This window comes from Janibacter sp. CoH_79_TC_3 (genome assembly GCF_058197955.1).
The window spans coordinates 1-11,631 of the sequence record NZ_JBXWIV010000017.1; the positions used below are offsets into that span (position 1 = coordinate 1).

General features: G+C 41.9%; 12 protein-coding genes and 1 tRNA gene. 5 read left to right on the forward strand and 8 right to left on the reverse strand.

Annotation, left to right across the window (positions count from 1 at the left end):
* Window positions 1–255: 255 nt before the first annotated feature.
* On the forward strand, window positions 256–663 hold the full coding sequence (gene arsC / locus AC2FA3_RS12055; protein WP_490509788.1) for an arsenate reductase (glutaredoxin): 408 nt from the start codon (window positions 256–258) through the stop codon (window positions 661–663).
* A 148-nt stretch (window positions 664–811) separates the two neighbouring features.
* On the forward strand, window positions 812–955 hold the full coding sequence (locus AC2FA3_RS12060; RefSeq protein WP_490509789.1) for an ArsB/NhaD family transporter: 144 nt from the start codon (window positions 812–814) through the stop codon (window positions 953–955).
* 214 nt (window positions 956–1,169) lie between these two features.
* Here AC2FA3_RS12060 and AC2FA3_RS12065 read toward each other — a convergent pair whose 3' ends face one another.
* The 5 genes from AC2FA3_RS12065 to AC2FA3_RS12085 all read right to left on the reverse strand — a co-directional run bounded on the left by AC2FA3_RS12065 (window position 1,170) and on the right by AC2FA3_RS12085 (window position 6,277).
* Entirely contained in the window at window positions 1,170–2,189 is a 1,020-nt protein-coding gene (locus AC2FA3_RS12065; RefSeq protein WP_490509790.1) for a Csu type fimbrial protein, read from the reverse strand.
* Complete coding sequence (locus AC2FA3_RS12070) at window positions 2,189–4,639, reverse strand: fimbria/pilus outer membrane usher protein (RefSeq protein WP_490509791.1); 2,451 nt, start codon at window positions 4,637–4,639, stop codon at window positions 2,189–2,191. The genes AC2FA3_RS12065 and AC2FA3_RS12070 overlap by 1 nt, the downstream gene beginning before the upstream one ends.
* Window positions 4,590–5,351 carry a fimbrial biogenesis chaperone gene (locus AC2FA3_RS12075; RefSeq protein WP_490509792.1) on the reverse strand — a complete coding sequence of 254 codons (762 nt, stop codon included), beginning with the start codon at window positions 5,349–5,351 and terminating at the stop codon, window positions 4,590–4,592. The genes AC2FA3_RS12070 and AC2FA3_RS12075 overlap by 50 nt, the downstream gene beginning before the upstream one ends.
* A gap of 5 nt (window positions 5,352–5,356) precedes the next feature.
* Entirely contained in the window at window positions 5,357–5,908 is a 552-nt protein-coding gene (locus tag AC2FA3_RS12080) for a Csu type fimbrial protein (RefSeq protein WP_490509793.1), read from the reverse strand.
* A 278-nt stretch (window positions 5,909–6,186) separates the two neighbouring features.
* A tRNA-Ser gene (locus AC2FA3_RS12085) sits at window positions 6,187–6,277 on the reverse strand.
* A gap of 146 nt (window positions 6,278–6,423) precedes the next feature.
* Here AC2FA3_RS12085 and AC2FA3_RS12090 point away from each other — a divergent pair.
* The 3 genes from AC2FA3_RS12090 to AC2FA3_RS12100 all read left to right on the forward strand — a co-directional run bounded on the left by AC2FA3_RS12090 (window position 6,424) and on the right by AC2FA3_RS12100 (window position 8,303).
* Window positions 6,424–7,317 (forward strand): DNA/RNA non-specific endonuclease, encoded by an 894-nt coding sequence (locus AC2FA3_RS12090; RefSeq protein ID WP_490509794.1) that lies wholly within the window; start codon window positions 6,424–6,426, stop codon window positions 7,315–7,317.
* Window positions 7,318–7,382: 65 nt separating this feature from the next.
* A complete protein-coding gene (locus AC2FA3_RS12095) occupies window positions 7,383–7,646 on the forward strand; it encodes a hypothetical protein (RefSeq protein ID WP_490509795.1) in 264 nt (87 codons plus the stop codon).
* Window positions 7,647–7,919: 273 nt separating this feature from the next.
* Complete coding sequence (locus AC2FA3_RS12100; RefSeq protein ID WP_201545882.1) at window positions 7,920–8,303, forward strand: DUF2147 domain-containing protein; 384 nt, start codon at window positions 7,920–7,922, stop codon at window positions 8,301–8,303.
* Window positions 8,304–8,559: 256 nt separating this feature from the next.
* Here the strand turns inward: AC2FA3_RS12100 and AC2FA3_RS12105 are convergent, their stop codons facing one another.
* From AC2FA3_RS12105 to AC2FA3_RS12115, 3 genes are all read right to left on the reverse strand, one after another.
* The gene (locus AC2FA3_RS12105) at window positions 8,560–9,822 is read right to left on the reverse strand and encodes an ammonium transporter (RefSeq protein ID WP_490509796.1); all 1,263 of its coding nucleotides are present in this window, start codon (window positions 9,820–9,822) and stop codon (window positions 8,560–8,562) included.
* An 84-nt stretch (window positions 9,823–9,906) separates the two neighbouring features.
* Complete coding sequence (locus AC2FA3_RS12110) at window positions 9,907–10,245, reverse strand: P-II family nitrogen regulator (protein WP_011514651.1); 339 nt, start codon at window positions 10,243–10,245, stop codon at window positions 9,907–9,909.
* Between the two features lie 455 nt (window positions 10,246–10,700).
* The gene (locus AC2FA3_RS12115) at window positions 10,701–11,555 is read right to left on the reverse strand and encodes a hypothetical protein (protein ID WP_490509797.1); all 855 of its coding nucleotides are present in this window, start codon (window positions 11,553–11,555) and stop codon (window positions 10,701–10,703) included.
* Window positions 11,556–11,631: the final 76 nt, after the last annotated feature.

The window sequence follows — 11,631 nt, forward strand, 5'->3', positions numbered from 1 at the left end:
GCCGACTGTCATTAACACGGCACAATCAACCATGATAACCACACCAACCACCACCAATCCAACTCGCGCTATAATGAGTAATTTTTTTGCCATAGTTTTGCTTTTATTATGTCTAGATAAATATGCTAGTGTTTAATTTTTATTGAATCGAATATTGCTTTGTTTATTTAATCAAACGTTTTTTTAATTGCATGGCTGTTTGGTGATATCAATCCGTACCAAATCCGATCCCTTTAACATTAAGAGAAAAACCTTATGACGCCAATGATTTTTCATAATCCAAAATGCGGCACCTCTCGTAATACACTTGCCATTATGCAAGCATCAGGTGAAACGCCAGAAGTGATCGAATACCTAAAAACACCGCCGTCTCGTGAATACTTAGTTGAGCTATTAGGATTGATGCACATCACGCCGCGCGAGCTAATACGCAGTAAAGAGAACATCTATACTGAGCTTAACTTAGACAATCCAGTATTGAGTGATGCGCAGTTGATTGATGCCATGATAGCGCACCCTATTTTAATCAATCGTCCTATTGTTGTTACCAATAAAGGCGCGGCGCTATGTCGACCGGCAGAGCGGGCGTTTGAGTTACTGGAAAATCCAGTCAGTAGCTTTACTAAAGAGAACGGGGAAATCGTTAAACATATCAAAGTTTAAAGACACTAGAGCGCTAGCAGCAGAAGACTATCTTGATAGTAAACGTGATGGTAATAGTGCCTCTGTGAATGCTGATTTGCCCAATGTTGATTTACTTAGGAATGACTTGGGACCAAAATTCACGCCTATCGGTAGTTTGGCGACGTGATTGTGGTTACACGTATTGGCAGAAAAAGACTATAAGATAAGCTGGAGACAATATATGAAGGTCGGACTGCTGATAATGCCGCCGGTATTATTAGCCACGCTATTGGCATTGGTGTTTTGGTTGCCTAAATTGCCTAGCGTTTAAGAATAGGTTTTAAAGGTTTATTTCTAATAGCTGTATTGTCTAAACCATTATAATAAAGACAAATTTGCACTCGATTTTATTAAAGAGTGGATTATGTGAGATAAATCATAAAAATTAACTTTATTAGTTAATAGAAATACATCTTCTATTGTCAAGCTAATGAATACTCATATCTAAGTTTTGATTTATGAATAAAGGCTATTTTAGGCTTTTATTAGTAATTAACTTTAATAGTAACTGTATCAGAGTATGTATCTGGCTTAAAATCAGCGCTAGGTACAGTAACGTATACACTTTCTAATTGTTCTGCTCCGCTACCAGTTTTGGTAACACCGTTATTATCCCATTTCGTACCATTAAGGCCTGGTGCTGAACGTAATTGGTAGGGAACTTTATCATCATTATTACCAGTAACACTCATAACCCCCGATCCATCTCGGTTACCGTTGGACGGTGCTAGACCGATCGTATAGGGTGCGTTTTTTGTACAGGTTACGCCAATAGCATTACTTCTGCTACCAAGGATATTTGTATTACTTGCTGGATGGCTACCTAAGTTGACATCGTTCGTAGTAGTGATTTCACAACTATTGATCACGGTAGCTTGGACGGTAAAAGTTTCAATTGGCTTTTTTTCTCTACGATCCGTTAGACAATTAGCATCACTTTGATTTGTATCCGCGTCAAAAGTAAGTGTCGCTGATAATCCACTAAATACAGTGCTATAAAGCCCAGCTGTGGGTAAAGTGCCGTCTGTATTTGGTATTAGAGATACATTAATAGGCACACTACCTGATCGACTGCCGCCAAATAACCCTGGAACGTATAATTGAGGTGCTTGATATTCCGAACCACCATTGGTTCCTGTTCCCCAAACTTTACCTTCTGGCAAAATTATAATGAATGGTAAGGTTGAATTATTATTAGTACGATTCATCATATAACGAGGATTAATGTCAGTGGAGTTATCATTGCCACCATTAGCTGCAAGACAAACTGAGACATAACCACCAACGATTTGACTCCTACACTTATACTGTAATGTAGCATTAATTTTCGCACTGCCAACGTTGGCTGAGGTAATGGTATTGCTGATATTAATAGGGTTGGTAAGTATGCTTGCATCGCAGTCAACAAGTGATAAAGGGTAAGCATTCACATTGCTTGAATACAAAAATAATGTACCTAATATTAACAAAGGACTGTAATGCCATTGGAATATATTTATTTTCATTATGGTACCTTATGACAGATGAATGGCCCTAGTAGTGGAATGCCGTCGCCTTGCTTTTGATAATCAAAACTGACTTTGCAAATATCACCAGATGGAGTAGTGACTTCTAATGCATTATGCTCATCAAGCGTATCTAAATATACTTCGCCATCGAACCCGACGATAGCTGACGGCGCATCCTTCTTATTAATCAACCGTACTTGACTGCCAATCTCTATCGGTTTATTTTCGCCGTCTGTCAAAATAACAGAAGCAGAGCGTGCTTGTGTAATGCCAAATGCTACCAGAGTACCAGCGCGGTCAGTTGGTGTGGCACTCATACTTACTTGGTCGATACGCAAGTCAGCAGGCAAATCCATAGGATCGATACCAATCTTATTATCTTGATAAGCGTTGAGCGGCGATATCAGCAATAAGCCACGACGATTGGTGGTACCGATGACATTGTTCTGTAGTAATACTGGAACGTCGGCGATGCCATCAGTAGATACGACGGCAAAGCCATCGTTGATCTGACGCGCCGCAAATAATCCGCCGCCCATCATTACTAGCGAACCTGTGCCACTGGCATAAGTAGAGTAACTATCTTGGTTGCTGCTGAGGCCCGCCTGTACTTGACCGTAACGACCAAGATAATTTAGCTCAGCCACACCACGAGTATCATCGTCGCTATCACCTTTATCGATACTGTGTTGGGCCTGTGCACGCCAACCTAATCCACCAATACTTGGAGCGGATTGAGAAATATCAGCTACCATGATATTTTGTGTATTACTGTGCTGTAAACTACTATTTACTGAGATATTACGGTCGAATGAAAAGGACGCTCCGATGGTGGCACTATTATTATCAGAGTTATTCAGGTCATGATTGTAGTTAGCGTTGATACTTAAGCGCCGACCTAATGACTTGCTCCAATAAGCGCTGGCAAATTTTGCCGTTTCTTGCTCGTTATAATCTACCTCATTATAACTCACGCCGAAGCTGCCTAAAGACTGGGTGCCATAACCTGTAGAGAGTTGATAGCTATGACGAATAGGTGTCGAACCATATTGAGTAGCTACGTCACGATAGTCGCCTTCAGTGCCAAGGGTATTGATACCGAAGTTATAGCGGTTGCTATTCCACGAATAGCTCGCGCTGTATTGGGCACCATTTTTATTTTCACTGTTGCTACCAGCTAATGAAGCAAATAAAACCCCACCAGGTCCACCTAATACCCATGTCCCACCAATGCCTGCATTAGCGAGATCTTTGGTCGCTTCGGCATGAGTTTCTGCAGTAAAACGATTGTTTACCCCATAACGTAAAGTACCACTGACGGCGATATCGCTGCCGTAATCGAAGGATTTTATACCATAGTTTTCACGTACGGTACCAAGCTCTATAGACCAGTCAGCCAGACCAGGCTGTAGCAATCTATGAGTATCATATAGAGAGAAGTTAACGGTAGAGCTTTGACCTAATGCATCGGTCAATACCAGTTGAGCATTACCTGTTCCACTAATACTAGGAGTGGTATTGAGCTCAAACGGACCAGCCGGCACATCACCACTATATTGCTTTAGACCATTTACATACAGCTCTACCGCGGAAGGCAGCGTTGCAGAACCAAAGAATGAAGGAAGTGGAGTAGTGGTCATATAGGGTTGCAAATTAAAATTGCTACCAATTTGTAGACCACCCAAGCGTGTAGAGCGTGTCCACGACAACGCCTCTGTGAGAATATCTCCAGCACGCAGGGTCACAAGCTTATCAGGGAATGATTTGCTCCAACTGGTATCTAATCGCACAGTACGATTATTCCAATCTTGATTGCTATTATCGTTATTTGCTACATGATTACTGGTTGTAAGCGCAGTCGAGCTTAAAACACCATTAGTATTAAAGGCGCGCACTTCAGTAAAAGCACTTAAATTGGTTGAGTTATTCTCTGACCTTGAGCCATAAAGGTTATAGTTTAAGAGAATACCAGGTGAGGCGGTAGGTTGTGGACGTCTAGTATCGTGAGTATTAACGACGGTTATAGAGAGATTGAGCATATTTAGCGGTGCAATAATACTGACCGTTTGCTGACGCGCGTTATAATTGATTTTCACGCCTGTTAAGCTGCTTAGTTTAACAGGATCAGTGATATTTTGCGGTAAAATAAAGCCGAGCTGTTTAAGAGTATCGATACTCGCCCAGAGTTGATTTTTATCATACTTAAAATGAGTTAGACCAACACTGCTACCATTGAGAGTAACATCCAAATACAGATCGATACCGTCCATGTTTTCAGTAGGGTTGCTGGCGAGATTAAGCTGAGCTAGGCGAGCATCGGCATTGTCGGTAGAGTCAAGATTACTCAGATCGACGGCGTAGCTGCTAGATATCCATACACTTTGTAGTAAAAGTACTCTAGTGAGTGGAAGTGTCCAGATTAACGTCTTGTGTCGTTTGAGTTCCATTAATCATTACCTTGAATTTACCGCCTGTCTTTAGTGTAGAAGGTGGTATTTTCAGTGTCCATTGCATGGTAGCGCCTGGTAATACATAGCCTAATAATCCCTGATGGATATCCATATCATTGCCAGTAGAGTCTATAAGGCTTAGACCAGCCAGTTGAGCATGACCATTACCACTATTTTTGACGCTTAATTCTATCTGTTTACCATCTGGTTGCAAGCGATAATTCCAATGCAGTTTCGGACTGGTCTCGGTGATACCAACAGGATTTACAAATACAGGTAAAGAGTAGCTTAGTGCAAACTGCAATCCTGCCTTTTGTTCAGCAGATTTAATCGGTATCTCGTCAATTGATAGGCGATAGCTGGCTTCCACGGCTCCGGCACCACTTGGTGGAGCAGATGCACGGATGACCCGAATAAGTTGCTTTTCACCCGGCTGCAGTTCAATCATTGGCGGACTAGCCAATAATCCTCGAGATGTGGTGAGCTGATCGCCTTTTTCATTCTGCGACCATTGGTACACACGTACCTGCGCATGTACCGCATTGTCACCAGTATTACTTAGCGTCAGTCCACTGGCATGTTCTTTGGCTTGTAAGCTTAGGGAAATAGGGGAGACCTGGAGGCCGCTCGCTGCAGCAAAGCTTGAAGATACAAATAGTCCAGCAATGAAAGTATATTTAGCAATACGGCTTAGCAATGAATTTGTCATAGATGTTAGTAAATTACAGATACATTAACGGTATCAGCATAGTCACCTACTGTAACGTCTGTAGAACCAGTAACAGTAGCATAGACAGGATGATTAATAACTTTAGTTACTCCTGTACCTGTGCCTCCAACACCATTACCAGTTGCACCAAGGGATCCCGTGTTACCCCAAGCAGTATAAGTTCCAGTTGTAGATGATAACTGATAATTTATAGTATCTGTAGGTGCTGAAGTACGTGTCATTATTCCTGTACCATCAGTTTTCTTACTTGAAGGGGTTAAATTAATAACATATGGCGCACCTTTTGAACATTTTACTGATAAAGCGGTGGCTGAAGTTTTGGATTGAAGAGAAGTTTGGGTTATAGCAGTACCAGCGGCTACTTCACCGAAATTAATATCTTGTGCGCCTGTGGCGGCATCTACAGTACAAGCCGAAACAATTTTTATTTTAACATCAAAGTTTCCAGTAGCCGTGCCAGCAGCGTTAGCGGAAACAGCAGTCAAACTAACAGCAGCAAGTAAAGTAGCGGTCAATAGTGATTTATTAAATTGCATGGTATACCTCTAAATGTTTAAATAGTTTTTGTTACTTAATAAACACATTGTCACATAGGGGTATTAGCGAATCCATTAAGAACAGATGAATGACGCTTTTAGTAGGATGAACGGTAAGTTATTAATTCTTCAATTATTTTGAAGGTATGTTTGAAATAAGGAGCGATTGCTCAATCTATGAATATAAGGCATGACAAATATAAGCAGTAAGCTTTATGTAGAAAACTTTAAGGAGGTATTTATAGAGGATGTTCAGGCAGATATGGATTAACTAAGATTGGCGGTGAAGGAGGGATTCGAACCCTCGATACGCTATGAACGTATACACACTTTCCAGGCGTGCGGTTTCAGCCACTCACCCACTTCACCGTTTTTTGCAAGACCAAGATTTTTGGCTGCCTAAGTATAGCGGATAGCATTTAAAATGTCACGGCCTGCGCCGCATCTTTCTTTATTGCTAACTGCCTGCTAGGATAGCGCATACGTAATAGTAGGCATAGATGGTTGAAAGTGGCATGATAAGTTTTTTTAAAGATAAAGCACGGGTTAAAAATAACATCATAATGGCAGTATTGATTTTCATAGTAGGGTTATCGTCTGCACAGGCTGATGACCTGAGTAAATGCAGCCAATCTTTTTATGGTGGCGTGTACCCTGAATTTACCAATCCTAAGCTCAGCAATAATATCCAAGCGCTATGTATGGACGGTTTTGCCGTTATGTACTCAGGCGTCTCACGCACCCCGCTGTGGTCAGCAGAATATCTTGACCGCAAGCGCTTGCAGCAAGCCAAAGAGATTGACCGTGAAGACAGCTTTCATGAAGAAAGCCGCCTGCCAAAATCTATGCGTGCCAAACTATCTGATTATTCAAGCTCTGGTTATGATCGTGGGCATTTAGCACCCAATGGCAATATGGCCAATCGCAGCCAGCAGTACGATAGTTTTAGCCTTGCCAACATTGCGCCGCAATCACCGCGTAATAATCGCTATATTTGGCGTAATATTGAGTCAGCCACACGCTATTTAACCCAGCAATACGGTGAGGTTTACACCATTACAGGGGTAGCGTTTACCAGTAAAAAAACCAAACAGCTGGCCGATCGGGTGCTGGTACCCAGCCATTTTTTTAAAGCGGTTTACATACCAGCAAGCAACCAAGCAGGCGTGTATTATGCGCCCAATGATGAATCAGAGCGTATAGAAGTGATTAGTCTTGATGAATTAACCCGCAAGATTGGTATCGATGTGTTACCGGTACTTGATGCCCAAACCAAAGCGCAAGCGTTTGATTTGCCTTTAAAGGCAGGTGACAGCTCCGATTTGCCCGAAACTTCCCCAGAAGAACCAGTTTGGATGCTATTTGTCCTAGCAATCATTGACTGGCTCATGGCACAATTGCAGGCATAAATGCAACTAAATCCACACAGCATTGAAAGATCGTGTAATGCCCTGTTAAGGTAAAGGAGGACTAAATGATTGATCCATTTGCAAATAATCACCAAAGTATGCAGATTGGAGATTTGGTAATCGAAAATCAAGAAGACAAAATTATTATTTATGGCGACATTAATCTGGTCTTTAATGATGTTGGATATGAGCAAGCACAACAGCTACACGAGCTCACAAGTAAAATTATGCTGGCATTTGAAAACCGCAGTCAGTATAGTAATACTGAGGATAAGTCAAAAGAAAAAGATGACCAATCAGATAAAATTATAGACAATCCGTTCCTGTAACTGTTTGATATGCTTTTGGTTTTAGAGAAATAATAAACTATAAAAAAATTACTAGGCAAATTCTAAAAATTGCTTATAATGAGTCAAGACATCGCTTATGTCGATCAGGTTTTTTATATAAGGCTGAGCATTAATTAAATACTAATGCAGGTTACTAACTGAAACTTAGGATAGAACCTCAAGCTTACAATAGAAGATTGTTGATAAAAGGATAAGCGTAGGACATCAGAAACATAACGTTTCTAGTAATCATTGAATGAAGGGAGTCAATTTATGAAATTATTCGCAAAAACCACTTTAGCAGTTGCTGGTATCAGTTTAGCAAGCATGGCATTCGCCGCTGACCCATTACACAACACTACTTGGCAGACTTTTGATGAAGGCCAGCCAAAAGGCGTGGTTAAAATCACTGAATCTAACGGCGTCCTAACTGGTAAGCTTATCAGTACGACTTCAGAAAAAGGTAAAAAGCATGTTGGCATGACGATCATCTCTGGTCTGAAAGCTGACGGTGGTGGTAAATACAGTGGCGGTACGATTACTGACCCTGAAAAGAATAAAGACTATCGCATGACTGCTAACCTAAGTGGCAGCACTTTAAAACTAAAAGGTTATATCGGTCCATTCTCACGTAGCCAAACGTGGAAAAAGAAATAAGCTGATATAATTCTGCTTTATTAAGCTTGGTTGTTAACGTAGATTAAGCTTTATAAAGAATAAGAAATAAAGAATAAGAAATAAAGAATCCCGCATGACCAAAAGGTTATGCGGGATTTTTAATGCTAGCGTTTTTATTAATAACGATTCTATTGGTGCGTGCTTTATCAATACGCTTTTATCAATCCTAATTTTATTAATGATGGTCTTATTGTGGATAAAATGAACCTCAATAAAACCATCGTACATAGTAATCTTACCTTATAAATTCTGGATAAGCTTCCATACCGCATTCGGCTATATCTGCTCCTTGGTATTCTTCTTCTTCAGAGATACGCAGACCAATCACCACTTTAATAACACTCCATACAATCAGGCTACTGATAAACACCCAAGTAAAGATGGTTGCAGCACCAACCATCTGCCCGATCAAAGTAGCAGCTGGATTTGTTAGAGGAACTAGTAGTATACCGAATAAGCCGGCCACGCCATGCACCGAAATAGCCCCTACTGGATCGTCAATCTTGATTTTATCTAATATTAAGATAGATAATACGACGATGACACCTGCCATTATCCCAAATAGCGTTGCCTGAAGCGCCGACGGTGTAGAGGGTTCTGCAGTGATAGCGACAAGACCTGCTAGTGCACCATTTAAGAGCATGGTCAAATCTGCCTTACCAAATATAATACGCGCGATGATAAGTGCGCCGATGGCACCACCTGCAGCAGCGGCATTGGTATTTAAAAACACCACCGCAACTGCATTGGCGCTAACGATATCGCTAAGCTTGAGTACGGAACCACCGTTAAACCCAAACCAGCCCATCCATAAGATAAGCGTACCAAGCGCGGCCAAGGGTAAGTTGGCCCCCGGAATAGCGCGTATCTCACCATTTGGACCGTATTTACCTTTACGCGCCCCTAAGAGCAAGACACCCGATAGCGCGGCAGCGGCTCCAGCCATATGGACAATACCTGAGCCAGCAAAATCTGAGAAGCCCAAGTCGCCCAAACTATATAAACCAAATACTTCTTTACCGCCCCAAGTCCAGCTGCCTTCTAATGGATAAATAAACCCAGTCATGACAACGGCAAACAGTAAAAAAGACCATAACTTCATGCGTTCAGCCACTGCACCTGAAACGATTGACATGCAGGTGGCGACGAAAACCACTTGAAAGAAAAAATCAGAGGCGGTCGAATATACCGCGTCGCCAGCAAAGCCATTTTCAGCTGAGGTCGCTAATGCATCTGCTACTAAGGTTTCAGTGCCTGCAATACCGCTCAAAAACAGAGTGCCATCGTACATAATGGCATAACCGCATATCATATACATGGTACACGCAGTTGCAAAGAGGGCGATATTTTTGGTAAGGATTTCGACGGTATTTTTTGAGCGTACCAGCCCTGCTTCTAACATGGTAAAGCCGGCGGCCATCCACATGACTAGCGCCCCACACATTAAAAAGTAAAACGTATCTAGCGCGTACTGGAGCTCAAAGATTTGATTTTGCATGTTAATTCCCCCTTGAATATATGCAAATATAGAAATCGAGATGACCTATAACTCAGTGTTTATAGGTGGTCTGGCGCTTAAGTATTAAATAGCATCAGGACCTGTCTCACCCGTACGAATACGAATGACTTGCTCAAGATTAGTCACAAATATCTTGCCGTCACCGATTTTGCCAGTACTTGCGATACGCGTAATGGCTTCGATAGCAGGTTCGACCATCTCATCCATCACTGCCACTTCGACTTTTACTTTAGGTAAAAAGTCCACCACGTACTCGGCGCCGCGATAGAGCTCGGTATGACCTTTTTGACGACCGAAACCTTTGACCTCGGTGACGGTGACACCTTTCACACCGATGTCAGAAAGCGCTTCACGCACATCATCGAGCTTAAACGGTTTTAAGATCGCAGTGATTAGCTTCATAAAAAAATCCTTATATGGGTGATGTCGCAGGTTAATAGAGGCAGTTTGCTGCCGCGTACTATTGTCATGCTTACGGACAGTGCTTCAAGAACTGTGCCAAATCTACTCAAGGGGGTAGGTAGGTTTGCACACAGGCGCTCAAAAACACTCATAAAAATGACAACGAATAGCGCTTATATCATAACGATAAATAGCACATTTATTGATACAAGTTAGGGAAATTAACCTTTAACGTTGAGTGAACGAACACTTTATTATAACCAACTTTTTAAGCACTTAGGTAGGCTATCACTTTATTTCATGTGATGATTTGCTAAAAGATGATGGCAGAGAAAAGGGCAGGTATAACAGGAGGAAGTCGTAGAGGTTTATGCGAAATGGAATATTAAAAGCGCGATAAATCACGCTTAACATTAAGCTTCTACAGTCAAATGAAGGAGGAGTGTTATGTTTGATTATGCCTTGGGGAAGAGTAAATACGGGGTTTTAGTGCTGCCAAGTAGTTTTTTGGTCTCGCTACCTTTTAGTAATTCAAGCAAACGCGGCTGCCCAAAAGCACCGGTCATCAGCATACCAATATCGTTTTTGCTTTGGTAGTAATTTAGGGCAGCAGTCACATCGCGGCAATCTAGCAAGGCTTTTTTACATTTGATGCCCGCTTGTTTGAGGCGCGCATACGCTTCACGTAACGCATCGCAGTTTTCTGGATTTTCTTTGGCAACCATGACAATGTGTATTGTCAAAGCACGAACGAGTGGTGTTTTGCAGAGCCAATTTAGCAGTTTATGCGAGGTTGGGCTATTATCAAAGGCAAACAATGCCGTGGTTGGGGGCAAAAATGGTGCATGAGTCACCAAAATGGGGCAGTGACTTAAGCGGATAAGCTGGCTTAAGGTTGATTTACAGGTGACATGATGACCGATGACAATCAATTGAGCCTTGTCATCGACGTAATCAATGCTATCGCTCAGACTTTCATGCCGATGCAAGGTATAGGTTTTAAACTTATGGGGTTGCTGCTCACAGTAAGTGGTCGCTTGGTGTAGTAGCAGCTTACCTTGGGCCTTTAGCTCGCTATTACTCGAGTGTTCTTTTGCCGTAAATTGATCGAGCAAGGCATTTTCATCATCAATATTTAGGCAGCCGGAATAATCGACGGCGGCTTTTTGTTGTAAACTTGGTACGGAATGGAGCAGACCAATAGGTGCTTGCAGACGAGCAGATGCCCACATACTGGCATCCAATACCGCTTGCACATGATTGGGACAATCCAAGCAAGCAATCACACTATCTGGCTTCAAATTACTCATAAAGGCACCACATATCTCAATAATAAAAACGCAGGCCCGCTGATTAAAGTCATTCCTTTAACCAGCGAGCCTGATT